The following is an 18,009-nucleotide window of genomic DNA, read 5'->3' on the forward strand; positions in this document are numbered from 1 at the left end:
AACAATATCAACGCGGGGTGGAGCAGCCCGGTAGCTCGTCAGGCTCATAACCTGAAGGTCGCAGGTTCAAATCCTGCCCCCGCAACCACCGATACAGACAAACCCGTCGCATTAGCGGCGGGTTTTTTTGTTTCAGCAGCATTTCCAATGACTTGGCGCACCGTTCATTCGAGGATCGTTCGCCGTGCGGCGTGGCGTAGGGGTCCCCCCTCCCCGTTCCGGGCCGGGAGTCGGCAAGATCTTCATCAGAGCGCGCAAATCCTGCGACGCGCCCTGTCGCTCCTCCTTGTGGTTGAGGGCCTTCGTCAGCGCAACGATCTTCTTTGCGTAGCGCGGTTCCCTGTTCGGCCGGTTCGTCTCTTCCGCATGGGCGCGCATGGCGTCCTCGACGATCTCCGGCGCCACCATCCGGCCTTTCAACCCGACAAGCACACGCCGCTCCAGGTCCCCGCGCGCAATGCCGCGACTGTTGGAGCAGGAACCCTTGTCGATGTGGGTTCGAGCCGGCGAAGCGATCAGCGCCGCGAAGCGAGTGGGAGCCTCCGCCGCGACCGCAGAACACAAGGCCAGCAGCGACTTCGGTCGGCGCGTACCGTTCAGACGGTGCCTCTTATACATGCACACGGACTCGGTGACGTTGGCGGTACTTCTTCTCTGCGATCTCGCCCTGCCGGTCGCGGCCAGCCCGCTACAGTTCGTCATCGACGATCCGCAGGTCTGGAACGTCCTTGACGACCCATGCCGATTTCGGATTGAGCCGGGACACGCGCTTTCCAGCCGGCGAGTCTTCGATATAGCGCAGCCGATTCCAGATGAGACGACCGATGCAGAGTTCATTGTTCACCAGACCCGTGCCGCACTTCACGTGGCCGCGGATGGTCGTGTCGCTCCAAAGCTTGCCGTACGAGCCGAGGATGCCTTCCTCGTTTAAGGTGCCGGCGCCCTTGGGCGGGCCTATGCCTGCGGCAAATTCGCGCAAGATGCGCCGAACGACATTGGCCTCGGCTGCGTCGATCTCGCGGTCGCCCCGGATCGGATCGTCGCGCGCATCGAGCTGCTTCACGACATTGTAGCCGAAGCAGAGCCCGCCGCCCGACTTGCCCTCCCCGACGCGCCCAAGGATGCAGCGATGGGTCTCGGCGGCAAGGTCCTTGAGGAACAGCGCGTTCATCGTGCCCTGGAGGCCGACATGCCGGGACGCAGGATCAGGCTCGCGCCCCGGAGGTGCTGGCGTCCTTATCGGTGCCGACGCCCTGGTTCGCCGAGCTAACTGCCGGCGGCTGCATCAAACCGCTGGCGAGACTGCTCGATCTCCTGCCAATTTTCCCTGATCCAATCGGTGAACCCTTCAAGAGCCGGGAGCATTGTCCGGCCCATTGGCGTCAATTGGTATTCGACGCGCGGGGGAACCTCCGCGAAGTAATGGCGGATGACAAGGCCGTCCCGCTGGAGGTTTCGCAGCGTGAGCGTGAGCATGCGCTGCGAAATTTCCGGGATTCCGTTCCTGATTTCAGAGAAACGCAGAGGCCTTTCGGGATCCAGTGCGAGAATGCTCACGACGAGGATCGTCCACTTGTCCCCCAGCCTCGCAAGGATGCTGTTCGGCGCGCATGGCGTGAAGACCGGGCCTTTCTTCGTTTCCGTGTAGGGCCTGCCATGGATCAGTTTCTCCATGAGTTACCTCCTGGTCACTGGCTTACAGACATGTGCCGTCTTGCGTGCTTCTTATAGCAGTGCCATTTCATAACCATCAATAGTCACGAAGAGGAACTATAGATGGCGAGGTTCGGTCCGGCCGGTTGCCGAAGCCGGTCTGGAGAAGCCCGTGCGACGTCGGCAACCCGTCCGCAGGACAGGGGCACCAGACAGCATGGACTGCCGTCCGTCTGTCCCTCAGCGTGAACAACAGCAGAGACCCCGAACATGACTCATCTAAAAGCTCTCATGCTTTCCTGCGCTCTCGCTCTCGGTGCATTGACCGCGCAATCGGGCGCGGCGCTCGCCGATGTGAACAACATCGTTCTCGTGCATGGCGCGAATGTCGACGGCAGCACCTGGCGCGACGTCTACAACCGTCTCACGGCGCAAGACTACAAAGTCACGATCGTGCAGATGCCGCTGACCTCCACCGAGGACGACATTGCCGCGGTACAGCGGATTGTCGACAGTCAGGACGGCCCGATGCTGCTGGTCGGGCATTCCTACGGCGGCATGGTGATCAGCGAAGTCGGCGGGGACCCGAACGTCAAGGGCCTCGTCTACGTCGCGGCGTTCCAACCCGACGCCGGCGAAAGCGGCGGGGCTCTGTTGGCCTCGGTTCCGACCGAGTTCACGCCCGACAAGCTCACGGTCTTCGACGACGGTCACTACCTGGTCAATGAAGACGCCTTCGTCTCCGTCGTCGGAAACGGCTTGTCCAGCGAAGACGCGATCTACGTTGCAAGGTCACAGGCTGCATCGAACACCGCGATTCTCGACTACCAGGCTCGGGTGGCGGCCTGGAACGAGAAGCCGAGCTGGTCGGCCATCGCGACCCTCGACCGGACCATTGCGCCCGATCTGCAGCGTCAGATGTCCGAGCGGGCCGGCTCCACGATCGTCGATATCGAGAACGGTCACATGCTGCCGATGACGAGCCCGGACGAGGTGGCCGACCTCATCCGGCAGGCCGCCAAGGCGGTGGAATAGGGCGTTTACCGCACGGGCCGGGCAAACCGGTCCGTGCGCTTTTCCCGGTGTCCCGCCTCGGCGGGCCGACCGCAGCCGCCTCGGCCTGCCGTCTTGCCCGTCCTCGTCCCTATCGCTAGGCGGGAAGCTCGACGGTCCGGCCCACGACATCGATCGCCACCTTGCCGCGAAGCCCACGGGAGCCTCCGCCTTCGAGCAGTTCGTGCGCGTCGCCGATCCGGGCCAGCGGCAGCACCGCGCCGATGACCGGCTTGATCAGGCCGCGTTCGACAAGGTTTGTCAGCGCGTCGAGCTTGCCGCGGTTCTGCCGGGTGAACACGAAATGATAGGCGGCATTCTTGCCCCAGGCCTCGATCAGGTTCTGCGGCTGCGCGATGTCGACGATGCTGACCACCCGTCCGGCGTCGGCGAGGATGAGCGGGCTTTTCGTCAGGGTGTCGCCGCCGATCGTATCGAACACGACGTTCACCCCCTGCCCATCCGTCAGGTCCGCCACGGCTGAGACATAATCGCCGGACGTGTAGTCGATCACCTCGTCCGCACCGAGCGACCGCACGAAATCATGGTTGCTGGAGCGCGCCGTCGTGAGGACCCGTGCGCCCATCGCCTTGGCGAGCTGGATCGCCACGGAGCCGACACCGCCGGCGCCGCCATGGATCAGCACCGTTTCATGGACGGCAAGCTGGGCGCGGGTCACAAGAGCTTCCCAGATCGTACCGCCAACCAGCGTCAGACTGGCAGCCTCCAGATGGCTGAGATTGCGCGGCTTGCGGGCAACCAGATCGACATCGACGACGTGCTGCTCCGCATAGGAACCGGGGCCGCCGAAGATCTTGGGCGTGTAGTAGACCTCGTCGCCTGTCTCGAACTCGCTTACATCGGCGCCCCTCTCTTCCACCACGCCGGAAACGTCGTGACCGATGATGGCAGGGAGCGGCACGTAGTCGACGTAGTCGCCGCGACGGATCTGATAGTCGAGGGGATTGATGGCGGTGGCGTGGACGCGCACCCGGACTTGTCGCGGCCCCACCGCCGGTACGGGCACATCGCGCAGTTCGAACGCGTCGTAGCCGCCGAACGTCTGCAGGACGATCGCCTTCATGGTGTCGGTCATGATCCTACCTCTCCTCACTCTCGATTTCCGGCCCGGTTGCCGGTGGCGTCTTGTGAGGTCGTGACTGCGTGATTGCCGTCGTTTGGCCCCCGGCGACGGTCCGGGGACCGGAGGGGGCGGCCGATCAAGGTGCCGGGGAGCGATGTCACGCTCCGCCGCCCCCTCTCACGATCGGCGTACCACGTCCTGCCATTCCGGGTGCCGTGCGATCTGCGCCTTGGCGAAAGGGCAGAGCGGCAGGATGGCGACCCCTTCGCGGCGCGCGTCCTCGATCGCCTGGCGCACCAGCCGCTCGCCGACCTTGCGGCCGCGCAGCGCCGCCGGCACCTCGGTGTGGTCGATAATGATCATCCCGGCGCCAGCCCGGCTGTAGGTCATCTCGGCCTCGACGCCGTCGATGACGAGGCGGTAGCGTCCCTTCGACGCGCCATCCTCCCGCTCGACCGTCTCGTCGCCGCTCGAGGCTGCGGGCCTGACCGTTTCGGCGTCGGGCGCACGCACCTGCCGTGGCGTGCCGTGCGCGCATTCCAGAAGATCGCGATCCCAGCCGCCGAGATCGGCCGCCGCCTCGTAGGTCGAAACGAGGAATGCCATCAGCGCTTCGTCGGGATCGGCGGCGGATTGCACGGCCTCATAGGGGAGGACGAATTCAGACAGTCCGTCGTGCCAGAATGCGGCATCGGGCTGCACGGCCGCAGCGCGGTAACCGCCGGGCGCCGGGTAGGCGTAGGCATAGAAGGCTGGATAGTCGATGCCGCCGCCGCCCGGCCAGAAACCTGCCGAGGAGACCTCGCGGTCGTAAGCCTCCTGCGCGACGTCATCCGGCAAGGCCGGAACGCCGCCGGGATGGAGCGGTGCGCGCCGTCCCGAAAAGCGGGTAACGGCCAGGTCGAAGCTGCCCCAGAACAGGTGAACCGGGCTGGACTTGCCCACAAACGACGTCCGGAACCGGTTGAAAACCCTGTCGACCGCGATCAGACCCTGATGGAAGCGCTGAACGGCTTCGCGGTCATAAGGCCGGTCGCGATCATCCTCGGCGAAGGGAATCGGATAGGGCACCTCGTTCGGACTGCCGTGGAAGGTAGGCGTGCCGCCAAGATCGGAAACCAGCTGCACGAAGCTCGCGTGGAATGTCGCAACCGTCATTGGCCTAAGATCGAACGACTCCTGGCGACCGTTGCCGCAGGTGCCGACGATCCTGTGCTCGCGCAAGTCGAACAAGATCTCGATGCCGGGACCGTCCGGGATGGGCGAGGACGCCAAACCGTGGGGCGTGACGTAGAAGGTCGCGTTCCACGAATGATTGAGCCAGGGTGTGTGTGCCAGCCGGTATTTGCCGGCGATCTGGAGATAGAGATGCAGGGCTGAACACGTCTCGCGCCAACTGAGATAATCAAGTTGCGGCCACTTGTTCATGGTCGTTTCTCCATACGGCTTCCGGTCAATCCGGAAGGGGAATGTGCTCGTTGCGGTCGCCGGCGGGCAGGTCGAAGCGTCCCTTGCCCCAGCTCGCGGCGCGCCATTCGGCCTTGGCGGCTTCGATGCGCTCCTGCGAGGAGGCGACGAAGTTCCACCAGATGTAGCGCGGTCCGTTGAAGGTCGCGCCGCCGAGGATCATCAGCCGCGCGCCCTGGCCTTCCGCGGCCACGGTGATAGGGTCGCCGGGGCGGAAGACCATCATCCGGCCGGCCTCGAACTCCTGTCCGGCCACCGAGATCGAGCCTTCGACGATGTAGATGCCGCGGTCTTCGTGGTTGTCCGGCATCGGCAGCCGGCTTCCCGGCTCAAGCCTCACATCGGCGTAGAATGTCTCGGAGAGCATCGTCGCGGGCGCGGTCTTGCCGTAGGCGTTTCCGAGAATGAGCCGAACGGTGACGCCGCGATCCTCGATGACGGGCAGGGTCTCCTTGCCGTGATGCTCGAAGCTGGGTGCCACATCCTCATGGCTGTCCGGCAGGGCCAGCCAGGTCTGGATCCCGAACAGGCTGTTCGGACCGTTCCGCGCCGCCGCCGACGTGCGCTCCGAATGGGTGACGCCGCGCCCCGCGACCATCCAGTTCAGCGCGCCGGGACTGATGATCTGGTCGGCGCCGGTGCTGTCGCGATGATGGAAGTCGCCCTTGAACAGGTAGGTGACCGTGCCTAGGCCGATATGCGGATGCGGCCGGACATCGACGCCCTGGCCGGTCAGCAGCTCGGCCGGCCCGGCCTGATCGAAGAAGATGAAAGGCCCGACCATCTGCCGCTTCGGCGCGGGCAGGGCGCGCCGGACCTCGAAGCCGCCAAGGTCGCGCGAGCGCGGGACGATCAGCGTCTCGATCGCATCGATGCCGACCTCGTCCGGACAGCCCGGTTCGATCGATGGGTTCCAGCTCATCTGCGTCATCCCCTTATCTTTGGATCCGTCTTCGGATCGCCCGATCCTGCCGAGCGGTCGCGTAGCCGGCATCCGCCAGTCTGCGATGTCCGTTCGGCTTCCCCCGTGTCGCAACACGCCCGGCAGGGCAGACCCCACCCCATCGCCGATGGAAAGATCGCCTGCCGCGTTCGCCGCAGGCTCGGGCGGCCACCCGTTTCGGCCGACGGATCCGCCGAAATTCGGTCGCACCCTTTCCGAGAAGCCGAACGAACTCAAGCCTCCGCGTCGCGGCGGGCCGGAAAGGGCGCAAGAACGGCACCAGCGCGGCATGTCCTGCACCGCAGAGCCGGAGCGCATTCGCTACTTACCGCCAGTCAATGAGCGCTTCCCCCGGACTCAGGAGACTGGAATGGCTTTCCGCAACGGCCTTGCTTCGCTTCGTCGTCCACGGCGCTCGATCAGGACCGATAACGACTTGCGAGGACCCATCGTCGACACCACGTCGACGGTTTCGCGGCCATCCTTCGCGACCTGGCGACAGGGCTGCCTCCCTCGGCAACCGATCGCATGGCGGACCTTCTGGAGAATATCGAGGCCGCTCACCATGTCGGGCTCGATGTATTCGGCGTCGGCGAGTACGATCGCACCGAATTTGTCGATTTCGCGCCCGCCATCATTCTAGCCGCCGCTGCGGCCCGGACCAGCAACATCTTATTGGAGAATAAAGCCATGAAAGTTGTAATGATCCTGACGTCGCATGATCAGCTCGGCGACACCGGCCGCAAGACCGGTTTCTGGCTCGAAGAGCTGGCCGCGCCTTATTATGTGTTCAAGGAAGCTGGCTACGAGATCACGCTCGCGTCGCCGGACGGCGGTCAGCCGCCGCTTGATCCCAAAAGCAACGAGCCCGACTTCCAGACCGAGGACACGCGCCGCTTCGAGGCCGACGCCGAGGCGCGGGAAGCGCTGGCGAATACCGTGAAGCTCGCCGACATATCCCAGGCTGATTTCGATACGGTCTTTTATCCAGGCGGCCACGGCCCGATGTGGGATCTCGCCGAAAGCCCGGTCTCGGCGGCGCTGATCGAAAGTTTCCTTTCCGCGGACAAGCCGGTCGCCCTGGTGTGCCACGCGCCGGGCGTGCTCCGTCACGTCAAGACGCCGAACGGCCGTCCGCTCGTCGAAGGAAAGAAGGTCACCGGCTTCACCAACAGCGAGGAGGCCGCCGTCGGGCTGACGGACGTCGTGCCGTTCCTCGTCGAGGACGAGTTGCAGGCCAAGGGCGGCATCTATTCGAAGGGTCCCGACTGGGGACCGTACTTCGTACAGGACGGCCTGCTGATCACCGGCCAGAACCCGGCTTCCTCGGCCCCGGCTGCCGAGCGCCTGGTCGAAGTGCTGAAGACATCGGCATGAGCGCCTAAGTACTGTTCCTTCGGGAAGCTGCCCGACGGCTGCGGGACCGCGGAACGATGGCGGCACTTGCGCGTACCCGTGTAGGATCGCCGTGCGTTCCATCGAAACCGTCAACACAAGGCTCTAAACCATGCCCAAAGGATCGGACCTTTTTGTTGCCGCGCTGGAGAACGAGGGCGTCGACCGCGTCTTCGGAGTGCCGGGCGAGGAGAATCTCGACCTCCTGGAGGCCTTGCGAACCTCCGGCATCGAGCTGGTCCTGACCCGTCATGAGCAGGCCGCGGCCTTCATGGCCGCGACGCATGGACGGCTGACGGGCAGGCCCGGCGTTTGCCTGGCCACGCTCGGCCCCGGCGCGCTGAACCTCTCCACCGGTGCGGCCTACGCGCATCTCGGGGCCATGCCGATGATCCTCATTACGGGCCAGAAGCCGATAATGAGCGCCAAGCAGGCCCGCTTCCAGATCGTCGACATCGTGGCATCGATGAAGCCGCTGACCAAGATGACGCGCCAGATCGTCAGCGCGGCCGCCATACCCTCGACGGTACGCGATGCCTTTCGCGTCGCGACGGAGGAGCGGCCCGGGCCGGTGCATCTGGAGCTGCCGGAGGACGTCGCGGCCGAGGAGGTCGAGACCGCCTCTCTCATTCCGGTGCATACCGCGGAGCGGCCTGTCGCCTCCAGCCCGTCGCTCGACGGCGCGGCGCGGATGATCCTTGCCGCCAGGCGGCCGCTCGTGATGATCGGCGCGTCGGGCAACAGGCCTGCGCTGGTCGAGGCGCTTTCGGATTTCGTGAGGCGCACGCGGCTGCCGTTCTTCAACACGCAAATGGGCAAGGGCGCGGTCACCGGCGGCTCGAACCTCTATATGGGAACCGCGGCGCTGTCGGAGGGCGACTACGTCCACGAGGCCGTGGAGCGCGCCGACCTGATCATCGCCATCGGCCACGATACGGTCGAGAAGCCGCCCTTCCTGATGAAAAGCGCCGGCGGGCCGCGGGTCATCCATGTCGGCTACCAATCGGCCACGGTCGAGCAGGTCTACCATCCGGACATCGAGGTGATCGGCGACATCGGCGCTGCCGTCGAGGGGCTTGCCGGGCGGCTCGAAGGAAAGCTGACGCCCGACGAGGGACTGCTCGACCTGCGCCAGCGTATCCTCGCCCGCCTCAACGACCGCGCCGAGGAGGACCGCTTTCCGCTCACGCCCCAGCGCATCGTTCACGACGTTCGCAAGGTGATGCCGGAGGACGGCATCGTGTGCCTCGACAACGGCATGTACAAGATCTGGTTCGCCCGCAACTACCGCACCCATGTCGCCAACACCCTGTTGCTCGACAATGCGCTCGCCACGATGGGCGCCGGCCTGCCCTCGGCGATGATGGCGGCAATGCTTCATCCGGACCGCCGCGTCATGGCGGTCTGCGGCGACGGCGGCTTCATGATGAACTCGCAGGAGATGGAAACGGCGGTCCGCCTCGGCCTGAACCTCGTCCTCGTCATTCTCAACGACAGCGCCTACGGCATGATCCGCTGGAAGCAGGCGGTCGACGGGTTCCCGGATTTCGGCATGAGCTTCGGCAATCCCGACTTCGTGCGCTATGCCGAGGCCTATGGCGCTAAGGGATCGCGGGTCGCGGCCGCCGAGGATCTCGTGCCCACGCTCGAGGCCGCGTTCGCCGGCGGCGGGGTCCATCTGGTCGATGTGTCGATCGACTATTCCGAAAACACGCGCGTGCTGGTCGACGAGTTGCGCAACCGCACGCCCGACGTGGAATGCGCCTGACTGCAGGCCGAGGAGCACCGCCCATGCTGACTGTCGTGCAAGCCTTCGATCGCACGCCGATGACGGAGATCGAGACCGACGATGCCGCCGCACTGGAGCGCAAGCTGCAGGCGGCCGATCGCGTCTTCAGGGATCGCGAGGGCTGGCTGAAGCCTCACCGGCGGATTGCGATCCTGCGCAAGCTGGCCCTGCTGATGGAGGGCAAGCGCGATCACCTGGCCATGCAGATCGCGCGCGAGGGCGGCAAGCCGCTGCCCGACGCGATCGTCGAGACCGGTCGCGCCATCGACGGCGTCCACAACGCCGCCGACGAGCTGCGCAATTTCGCCGGCCGCGAAATCCCGATGGGCCTTTCCGCGGCCGCCGAGAACCGCTGGGCCTTCACCACCAAAGAGCCTATCGGCATCGTCGCGGCGATTTCCGCCTTCAACCATCCGCTGAACCTGATCGTTCACCAGGTCGCGCCGGCCATCGCGGTCGGCTGCCCGGTCATCGTCAAGCCGGCGACCACGACGCCGCTGTCCTGCCTCGAGTTCGTGGCGCTGGTTCGAGAGGCGGGCCTTCCCGAGCCGTGGTGCCAGACCTTCGTCACGGAAGATACCGCACTGGCCGAAAGGCTGGCGACCGATAGCCGGGTCGCCTTCCTCAGCTTCATCGGCTCTGCCCGGGTCGGCTGGTCCCTGCAGTCCAAGCTCGCCCCCGGCACGCGTTCGGCGCTGGAGCATGGCGGCGCCGCGCCGGCCATCATCGACCGCAGCGCGGATCTCGACAGGGTCGTCGAGCCGATCGTCAAGGGCGGCTACTACCATGCCGGGCAGGTCTGCGTGTCGACGCAGCGCATCTTCGTCCATAGCGACATCGCCGACGCGTTCACGCAGAAACTGATCGCCCGCGTGGAAAGACTGCGCACCGCCGACCCCGCCCTGAAGGACACCGAAGTCGGGCCGCTGATCCTGCCGCGCGAGGCCGACCGGATCGCGCAGTGGATCGAGGAGGCGGTGGAGGGCGGAGCCGTGCTTGCGACCGGCGGCAAGCGCCTGTCCGAGACGACCCTGCAGCCGGCGGTTCTGCTCGATCCCGCCGCCGATGCGAGGATATCGACGCTGGAGGTTTTCGGCCCTGTCGTCGCGGTCTATCGCTACCGCGATCTCGACGACGCGATCCGTCGGGCAAATGCGTTGCCGACCGCCTTCCAGGCGAGCATCTTCGCCCAGGACATCGATATCGCGCTGCGCGCCGCCGACCGTCTCGATGCCTCGGCCGTGATGATCAACGATCCCACGGCCTTCCGCACCGACTGGATGCCCTTTGCCGGCCGCAGGGAATCCGGATACGGAACCGGCGGCATTCCCTACACGATGCGCGACATGACGCAGGAAAAGATGATCCTGATGCGCAGGAGCTGATTCCCGTTCGATCAGAACTGCGGGTCCAGCGCGTCCAGCGCGGCGCAGACGCCGGCACCGAAGTCTGGATGGACCTGCCGAAACAGCTCGATCTGCCGTTCCGCGATGGCATCGGGAATGCCGCGCATCGCGTCGGCGATGTTGGCGAACAGCCGCGCCTTCTGCGCGTCGTCGAACAGCAGGAACAGCGCGCGGGGCTGGGTGAAATCGTCGTTTCCCTCCCGATGATCGAACCGGGCAGCCGGACCTTCGATCTGGAGTGGCGGTTCGGCGAACGAGCCATCTTCCATCGGACCGCCGAAGCTGTTCGGCTCGTAATAGGCATCCGGATTGGGCATGCTGCCGAAGAAGCGCATCGCCCCATCCTTGTGATAATGATGCACCGGGCACCGAGGCCGGTTGATCGGCAGCGCCTCGTAGTGAGTGCCCAGCCTGTAGCGATGGGCGTCCGCATAGGCGAAGATTCTGCCCTGCAGCATCCTGTCGGGCGAATGGCCGATGCCGCGTACGACGTTCGAGGGACTGAAGGCAAGCAGTTCGATCTCGGCAAAGTAATTGTCGGGATTGCGGTTGAGTTCGAGCACGCCGATGTCGATCGGCGGAAAATCGGCATGGGGCCAGACCTTGGTGACGTCGAACGGATTGAAGGGCAATTCGCCCGCCTGCGCTTCCGTCATGACCTGGATCTGCACGATCCATCGAGGGTGGTTTCCTTCCTCGATCGCGCCGAACAGGGCTTCCTGATAGCCTTCCCTGGTTCTGCCGACGACCCCTTCCGCCTCGGCGTTGGTATAGTGGCGATGCCCCTGAGACGTCTTGAAATGAAACTTGACCCAGACGCGCTCGCCAGCGTCGTTCCACAGGCTGTAGGTGTGGCTGCCGTAGCCGTTCATGTGCATCGGGCCGACAGGCAGACCGCGGTCGGAGAAGAGGATCGTCACCTGATGCAGGCTTTCCGGTGACAGGGACCAGAAATCCCACATCGCCGTTGCCGACCGCAAATTGGTGCGCGGGTGACGCTTCTGAGTGCGGATGAAATCGGGGAACTTGAGCGGATCGCGAACGAAGAAGACCGGCGTATTGTTGCCCACCAGATCCCAATTGCCCTCCTCGGTATAGAACTTGAGCGCGAAACCGCGAACGTCCCGCTCATGATCGGCCGCTCCCATTTCTCCCGCAACCGTCGAGAAGCGCGCGATCATGGGGGTCTCGGCGCCGGGCTGCAGCACCTTGGCGCAGGTCAGGTGCGATATGTCGCCCGTGATCCTGAGGGTGCCATGCGCACCCCAGCCCTTGGCGTGGACCACCCGCTCGGGGATCCGTTCCCGGTTCTGGTGGGCCAGCTTCTCGATCAGCTTCCAGTCCTGCATGAGCACCGGGCCGCGATCGCCGGCGGTCAGGCTGTTCTGGTTGTCGGCAACGGGTGCGCCGGCAGTTGTCGTCAGGCGTGGGTTCCGATCGTCCTGCGGAGGCATCCTCGATCCTTCCTTTCGTCCACACCGCGCGCTGTCTGGCGGTGTATCCGCTGGACAGGCTAACGAACCGCGCCGGCAGGGCGTCGCAGCCCCTGCGGTGACGATGCCGTTCTTGCGATGTTTCGCCGAGGGTCGGAGGGTCGAGGAGGGTCGGGCGGTCACCATGCCGGCGGAAGCAGCGTCCGCGCGCCCTCCTGTGGCGTCGCCCCTGTTTCAGCAGGTCCTTAACGCCGCATGCAGGGCGATGCCCAGCCTGTCGAGTTCAGCCTTCGAGAAGCTCTTCCCTCGGACGATCATGCGGGAGTAGAGGGGAGCGAAGAGAAGATCGAGCGCCAGTTCCCTGTCGAGGTCGGCGCGCAGTTCGTTGCGGGCAATGGCGCGATCCAGCAGTCGATGTCCGAACTGTCGCCGTGCCTCGGCGATACCGAGCAGCATCGAGGCCAATTCGTTCGATCTCAGACGTTCGGCGACCAGATCGGGGACTATACGGCGGACCAGAGGATGCCGCAGGACCGCGCGCGTCGCTCGAAGGTATTCTCTGATGTCCGCCTGCAGCGACCGCTGGTCGGTGGACCCCAACCGCATGACCTCGACGCTTCGTATCGCTTCGCACGCGAACTCCAGCTTCGATGTCCATCGCCGGTATATGGCCGCCTTGCCTGCGCCCGCCCGTGCCGCCACGCGCTCCAGGCTTACTGCCGCAAAGCCGGTTTCTGCCCACTCCTCGAACAATGCCCTGAACAGCGCCGTGGTCAGTTCGGGCCGGATGACCGCCGCCCCGCTCGGTTTCCGTCTTCTTGTAAGGTCGATACTCTTGCGTTCCATCCAGAAGTCCTCCACTGTCGATGGAACGGTAGCGTTTCAACCCGTGAGTGAGAAGGGATCGAGGCGAGCTTCACCGGGGCGTTTCTGACTGATTTCGGGGGCAGAGACGAAGAGCGCGGCACCGCCTCTCGCACGCCGCCGAAACGAAGGCATTCGCTTTGATCCATTGCGTCTTCCGGTTGGTCTGCGCGGCGCGAAACAGGCCGCTGGCTCGCACTGGGAGGGCTGCGAGAAGCATAGGAGACACAACGTGACCGTGCCTGCCTATCATTCTTTTGCTCAATGGTACAGCAAGGGTCACCTTGCGCACTATGTGCGAACGATGAAGTCCGCAGGCGACATCATTCATCTGCTGGAGGCCGCGCAGCCGGCCGGAGACATGTCCGACCCCGCCGTCCCGGATCTCGTCCTGTATCAGGACCTGCACGGTGGCAGCCGCGTCAGCGGCGACATGGGAGGGGGACGCTTCGATGTGAAGAGTGAGAAGGGCGGCTTTTTTCTCTCCGCCCCGAAGTTCGCAAACACGGTCATTGTCGACGCGGCTCATGAGCTTCGAAGCTTGTCGTTCCCATTGGCACAGTGGCAGTCCGTTCTGGATGAAGCCGCCGATGGGCAGTTCCCCGTGGACTATCAGAAACTCTGTATGGGGACGTTCGTCTCTCCCGCTATCCGGTCGGCCATCCGGAATCTGTGGGTCTTGTGCGATGAGGAGGGTGCGCCGTCGCGTCTGCTGGCGCGGGCCGCGGGTTTGGAGATTCTGGCCGAGTTGTGCCGGTTGGGCGGGGCACCGTTGGCGACTGCAAAGGGCGGCCTGGCCCCCTGGGCACAGCGGCGCTGTCTGGAGCTCATGCGGGCGCGGCTTTCCGAAGACATCAGCCTCGACGAGTTGGCGGCCGAAGCGCGGCTGTCGCCATTTCATTTCGCGCGCATGTTCAAGCAGAGCGTCGGCGTGCCGCCACGGGTGTACCTGACGCAACTGAGGATCGAAAAAGCCTGCGAGCTTCTCGAGCAGACAGACATTCCGGTCACGGAGATCGCGCAGGAGGTGGGTTATTCGTCGAACCAGGTGCTGGCCCGGGTGTTCATCAAGCACCGGCACATGAGCCCGACCGATTATCGCCGGGCGGTGCGCGATCCGGTGCGTTCTATCGCGCCGCAGTGACTTTCAATGGCGGCGCCTGGCGGCGGGAAGCTTGCCGATGGATTTAGCGCGTCAGTCGTGACAGCCAACCGGTCAGCAAGGCGGCACCGGCTTGCTCGAGCCTGCCGGCATGGCGCCGCGCATCGAGGCGCAGCGCAACCGGGTCGATGCCTGCCGTTGCCAGTTCATTGGCGTGGCCCAGAAGCCAGTGCTCGAACCGCGCGCCCAGAACTTCCGGGTGGAACTGGAGGCCGAGCACATTCGGTCCGCGCGAAAACGCCTGGTTCGTGCAAAGCGGGGTAGATGCGAGGAGAGTACAGCCTTCCGGCAGGTCGAACGTGTCGCCATGCCAGTGAAGCACCGGTACGCCGCGCAGCACAGCGAGAGGATTGAGCACGGCTGCGTCCGACAGGTCGAGCGCAGACCAGCCGATCTCCTTGGCCGGACCCGGATAGATTCGGGCACCGGAGGCTGCCGCCATCAGCTGTGCGCCGAGGCAGATGCCGAGCGTCGGCCGGTCGGCCGCGAGCCGCGCCCGCAGCAGGCGGATCTCGTCGGTGACGACCGGATAGGCGTCATGATCATAGACGCCGATCGGACCGCCCAGAACCACGAGGAGTTCGGCGGCGAGGGGATCGAGCGTTGCCGGATCGCGCTCGGCCACGTCGATGTATTCGATGTCGTAGCCGGCCTCTCTCAAGGGGGCCGCGAAGCTGCCGAGATCCTCGAAACCGATATGGCGAATGGCCTGCACGGTTCTCCGCGTCATGCCTCTCCTCCCGAACCGTGACCGGCCCGCGCCGCTCTCGCCGTCAGGATATGTTCGAGATCCTTCAGCGCGGCGGCCGCGGTGGCGAGAGGCTCCGTGCCGGATCCGATCGCGATCGTCTCGCCCATGGCGTCCGTCGTGATGCGGATCGCCTTGTTCTTTCCCGACACATGCGCGAACGGGTCGGTCATCGGGTAGGTCCGGACGCCGACGGCCGCCCGCGTCGCCCCGTCCGTCCGGACGAGGCTCCCGACGAGTTTTGGAACGAGACGCTGTTTTCGCCATGCAGCGATGCACTGCTCCGTGACCGATTGAATGCCCTCGACGACCAGGTCGTCCATCGTCAGGTCGGCATCGAGGCCGAAATTGGCGATGAGGATGAGCTTGCTGGCGGTGTCCCAGCCTTCGGTGTCGTTGCGCGGGTCGGCTTCCGCGAAGCCGCCTGCCTGGGCGCGCGCCAGCGCCTCGTCGAAGCCTAGGTTCTGGTTCATCATCGCATCGAGCAGGTAGTTGGTGGTTGCGTTCAGAATGCCCTCGATTTCGAGCACCTCGCAGCCTCTCAGGCTGTGCTCGAGGAGATCGATCGTCGGCAGCGCGGCGGCAGCGGCGCCGCTGAGTTTCAGCATCGCGCCCGAGGAGCGCGCCAAGTCCCGCAGGTCCGGTCCGCTGTGGACCAGCGCCCCTTTGGATATGACGATGGTGTCGCGCCCCGCCGAGAGGGCGGATCGGAGATAGGCGAGACCGGGCCCCCCGGTTCGAAAATCGCTGGGCCCCGCCTCGATGAGAATGTCGGCGCCGCTCGCCTCGATGAAGGCCGGGCCGGTCAGGCCCGGCTCGAGCGCCTCAAGGCGCCCGGCTTCGAGACCGTCCGGGTCGGCCAATCCGGCTCGCGATCCGCAGACGGCGACGAGGCGAATGTCGGCGTCATGAACCTGCCGGTAACGAGGCCGGCGGTTTAGGAGGAGAGTGGCCGTTGCGCGGCCCACGCCCCCGAAACCGGCAATTGCAACTCTGACGATCTTCATGATTTCAATGCCTTATCTTCGAGAGCCGAGCCGGATTGCCAACGCTTCGAACAGCGCCGACCACTCTCCCGTTGCGACCCGGCTCTTTCTTCACGCCAGCGACGACGAGCGCGTACCCGAGGCGTGCTTGCGGCGGTCGCGGATGGCACGACCGCCGCTTGCCGTCGGCGAAGCCGTCTCAGGCGCGGATGAAGGCCAGCATATCCGGATTCACCACCTCCGGATGGGTGGCGAACAGGCCGTGAGACAGGCCGGGATAGGTCTTCAGCGTGCCGTCCCTGACGAGCCTGATCGCCTTGTGGGCCGAGTTCTCGATCGGAACGATCTGATCGTCCTCGCCGTGAATGATCAGCACAGGAATGGTGATTGCCTTCAGGTCCTCCGTGAAGTCGGTCTCCGAAAACACTTCGACGCAGTCGTAATGCGCCTTGGCACCGCCGGCCATGCCCTGCCGCCACCAATTGTCGATCAGGCCCTGGCTCATCTTCGCACCCTCCCGGTTGAACCCATAGAAGGGTCCGCTCGGCAGATCGCGGTAGAACTGCGCACGGTTCGTGAGGACCCCTTCGCGGATTCCGTCGAAGACCTCCATCGGAACGCCGTCCGGGTTGGCATCGGACCGAGCCATCACCGGCGGGATCGCCGCGATCAGAATGGCCTTGGCCACCCGGCCGCGCTCGGCACGCGCCGCATAGCGCGTGACTTCGCCGCCGCCGGTCGAATGGCCGATATGCACCGCGTCGCGCAGATCGAGCGCCTTGGCGATCTCAGCCACGTCCGAGGCATAGGTGTCCATGTCGTTGCCGGTGTCGGTCTGGTCGGACCGGCCATGGCCGCGCCGGTCATGCGCGATCACCCGATAGCCTTTGGACAGGAAGAACAGCATCTGGGTGTCCCAGTCGTCCGAGCTCAGCGGCCAGCCATGGTGAAACATGATGGGCTGCGCATCTTTCGGTCCCCAATCCTTGTAGAACAGCTTCGTGCCGTCATTCATGGTGATGGTGGTCATGGCATGTCTTCCTTTCGTTGGCTTCGAGGGATTTACGAGTATGGCCGGGCGGCGGGACGACCGGTTCCGCGTGCGCCCGGTCGGTCATGGCGGCCTCGACAAATGCTGCACGACGGGCGGCCGATCGCCGACTGGACTGCCTGGAGCAGTTGCTGATCGAGTTGGTCGGCATGGGTCGCGCAGGCATGCTGGCGCTGGTTCTCGACCCAGCTCTCGACGACGAAGCTTTCGGCGATGCGCCCTGGCTCCGCGACGTCTTCCCAGACGTCCCAGCGGATGGCGCCGTCACGCTGCCGCGATGACCGGAAATCGCGCAGCGCGGTGATGAAATCGGGAAGGCGCGCGGGCTCGACCAGATATTCGATGTGGATGAGAACCGGCCCGCGGTCGTCCGCCGGCTGAACGAAGACCACCGGATCCGCCCAAGGGTTCGAGGGTGCCAGGTCGTTGGCCGTCTCCTGCGGCAGGCGTCGGCGGAACGCCAGCATCAGCGCCGCCGCCTGTCCGGCGGCCGCCAGCACCGGAGCGGTGGGGACGCTGGTGCTCGCGGCGATCGAGCCCCACAAAATGCTCCCGCCCGCCATGGCGCCCTGAAACACGAGGATGTAGACGGCGCGCGCGCACGCCTTCACCCATCCCGGGGAGCCGCTGTACGCCCGCCTCACCTGCAAGCATGCGTGAGAGGCCGACCAAGGCGATGATCGGGGGCGCCGGCGAGCGAACGGACACCAGGCCATAGAGCACGCCGATCCCGAGACCGACGACCAGCGAAAGAACGTGGGGTTGAAGTTGGCCCATGATCGATGTCCCGGTGCAGATCCCTTGGTCCGAATGCCAGCCGGTGCCTGAGGAGACGGGCGCCGCCTCGCCATAACCGCCGCCCAAAAGCCGCCGGAAGGTGCACGGCATGCAGGCAGGTTGGCTTTGCGAGGCTTACTCTACTGCCCGTGCCTGCTTGCCGCGGCGCAGGACCTGCGATGACGGTGCCGATCTTGC

General features: G+C 65.2%; 17 protein-coding genes, 1 tRNA gene and 1 pseudogene. 6 read left to right on the forward strand and 13 right to left on the reverse strand.

The features are described from left to right. The first annotated feature begins 11 nt into the window (after positions 1-11). Positions 12-88 (forward strand) — tRNA-Met (locus MNI96_RS08750). A 44-nt stretch (positions 89-132) separates the two neighbouring features. Here the strand turns inward: MNI96_RS08750 and MNI96_RS08755 are convergent. The 3 genes from MNI96_RS08755 to MNI96_RS08765 all read right to left on the reverse strand — a co-directional run bounded on the left by MNI96_RS08755 (position 133) and on the right by MNI96_RS08765 (position 1,674). Continuing rightward, positions 133-618, reverse strand: coding sequence for a hypothetical protein (locus MNI96_RS08755; protein ID WP_249692247.1), 486 nt, complete (start codon positions 616-618; stop codon positions 133-135). A gap of 70 nt (positions 619-688) precedes the next feature. After that, positions 689-1,171 carry a recombinase family protein gene (locus MNI96_RS08760; protein ID WP_249692250.1) on the reverse strand — a complete coding sequence of 161 codons (483 nt, stop codon included), beginning with the start codon at positions 1,169-1,171 and terminating at the stop codon, positions 689-691. Positions 1,172-1,266: 95 nt separating this feature from the next. Next, positions 1,267-1,674: a winged helix-turn-helix transcriptional regulator gene (locus MNI96_RS08765; RefSeq protein WP_249692252.1), complete on the reverse strand. Its 408-nt coding sequence runs from the start codon at positions 1,672-1,674 to the stop codon at positions 1,267-1,269. 249 nt (positions 1,675-1,923) lie between these two features. Here MNI96_RS08765 and MNI96_RS08770 point away from each other — a divergent pair, with 249 nt between their 5' ends. Continuing rightward, complete coding sequence (locus MNI96_RS08770) at positions 1,924-2,688, forward strand: alpha/beta hydrolase (RefSeq protein ID WP_249692255.1); 765 nt, start codon at positions 1,924-1,926, stop codon at positions 2,686-2,688. Between the two features lie 115 nt (positions 2,689-2,803). Here MNI96_RS08770 and MNI96_RS08775 read toward each other — a convergent pair whose 3' ends face one another. From MNI96_RS08775 to MNI96_RS08785, 3 genes are all read right to left on the reverse strand, one after another. Then, positions 2,804-3,802: a zinc-dependent alcohol dehydrogenase family protein gene (locus MNI96_RS08775; protein WP_249692257.1), complete on the reverse strand. Its 999-nt coding sequence runs from the start codon at positions 3,800-3,802 to the stop codon at positions 2,804-2,806. A gap of 165 nt (positions 3,803-3,967) precedes the next feature. Beyond that, positions 3,968-5,218, reverse strand: coding sequence for a DUF5996 family protein (locus tag MNI96_RS08780; protein ID WP_249692258.1), 1,251 nt, complete (start codon positions 5,216-5,218; stop codon positions 3,968-3,970). A 25-nt stretch (positions 5,219-5,243) separates the two neighbouring features. Further along, positions 5,244-6,179: a pirin family protein gene (locus MNI96_RS08785; protein ID WP_249692261.1), complete on the reverse strand. Its 936-nt coding sequence runs from the start codon at positions 6,177-6,179 to the stop codon at positions 5,244-5,246. Positions 6,180-6,890: 711 nt separating this feature from the next. Between MNI96_RS08785 and MNI96_RS08790 the strand changes: the two genes are divergently transcribed. The 3 genes from MNI96_RS08790 to MNI96_RS08800 all read left to right on the forward strand — a co-directional run bounded on the left by MNI96_RS08790 (position 6,891) and on the right by MNI96_RS08800 (position 10,769). Next, positions 6,891-7,577: a type 1 glutamine amidotransferase domain-containing protein gene (locus tag MNI96_RS08790; RefSeq protein ID WP_249693005.1), complete on the forward strand. Its 687-nt coding sequence runs from the start codon at positions 6,891-6,893 to the stop codon at positions 7,575-7,577. 130 nt (positions 7,578-7,707) lie between these two features. Then, positions 7,708-9,363 carry an acetolactate synthase large subunit gene (locus MNI96_RS08795; protein ID WP_249692263.1) on the forward strand — a complete coding sequence of 552 codons (1,656 nt, stop codon included), beginning with the start codon at positions 7,708-7,710 and terminating at the stop codon, positions 9,361-9,363. A 23-nt stretch (positions 9,364-9,386) separates the two neighbouring features. Beyond that, entirely contained in the window at positions 9,387-10,769 is a 1,383-nt protein-coding gene (locus MNI96_RS08800) for an aldehyde dehydrogenase family protein (protein ID WP_249692264.1), read from the forward strand. An 11-nt stretch (positions 10,770-10,780) separates the two neighbouring features. On the opposite strand, the gene MNI96_RS08805 is transcribed toward MNI96_RS08800, so the two are convergent. Both MNI96_RS08805 and MNI96_RS08810 read right to left on the reverse strand, forming a co-directional pair. After that, positions 10,781-12,244, reverse strand: coding sequence for a catalase (locus MNI96_RS08805; protein WP_249693006.1), 1,464 nt, complete (start codon positions 12,242-12,244; stop codon positions 10,781-10,783). A 213-nt stretch (positions 12,245-12,457) separates the two neighbouring features. After that, positions 12,458-13,069 carry a TetR-like C-terminal domain-containing protein gene (locus tag MNI96_RS08810; protein ID WP_249692266.1) on the reverse strand — a complete coding sequence of 204 codons (612 nt, stop codon included), beginning with the start codon at positions 13,067-13,069 and terminating at the stop codon, positions 12,458-12,460. 250 nt (positions 13,070-13,319) lie between these two features. Here MNI96_RS08810 and MNI96_RS08815 point away from each other — a divergent pair, with 250 nt between their 5' ends. Continuing rightward, positions 13,320-14,231 (forward strand): helix-turn-helix domain-containing protein, encoded by a 912-nt coding sequence (locus MNI96_RS08815; protein ID WP_249692268.1) that lies wholly within the window; start codon positions 13,320-13,322, stop codon positions 14,229-14,231. Positions 14,232-14,274: 43 nt separating this feature from the next. Here the strand turns inward: MNI96_RS08815 and MNI96_RS08820 are convergent, their stop codons facing one another. From MNI96_RS08820 to MNI96_RS21985, 5 genes and pseudogenes are all read right to left on the reverse strand, one after another. Further along, positions 14,275-14,979, reverse strand: a complete 705-nt coding sequence (locus MNI96_RS08820) for a glutamine amidotransferase (RefSeq protein ID WP_249692270.1) — start codon at positions 14,977-14,979, stop codon at positions 14,275-14,277. Beyond that, the gene (locus MNI96_RS08825; RefSeq protein ID WP_249692271.1) at positions 14,976-16,004 is read right to left on the reverse strand and encodes a homoserine dehydrogenase; all 1,029 of its coding nucleotides are present in this window, start codon (positions 16,002-16,004) and stop codon (positions 14,976-14,978) included. Before MNI96_RS08825 ends, MNI96_RS08820 begins: the two co-directional genes overlap by 4 nt. Positions 16,005-16,182: 178 nt before the next feature. Then, entirely contained in the window at positions 16,183-17,013 is an 831-nt protein-coding gene (locus tag MNI96_RS08830; RefSeq protein ID WP_249692273.1) for an alpha/beta fold hydrolase, read from the reverse strand. A gap of 32 nt (positions 17,014-17,045) precedes the next feature. Further along, complete coding sequence (locus tag MNI96_RS08835; protein ID WP_249693008.1) at positions 17,046-17,645, reverse strand: MFS transporter; 600 nt, start codon at positions 17,643-17,645, stop codon at positions 17,046-17,048. A gap of 70 nt (positions 17,646-17,715) precedes the next feature. Beyond that, positions 17,716-17,922 (reverse strand): annotated as a pseudogene (locus MNI96_RS21985) (DUF1427 family protein); the annotation flags it as partial. Positions 17,923-18,009 lie beyond the last annotated feature (87 nt).

The sequence above is a fragment of the Stappia sp. WLB 29 genome, from assembly GCF_023507705.1.
Classification (GTDB): Bacteria; Pseudomonadota; Alphaproteobacteria; order Rhizobiales; family Stappiaceae; genus Stappia.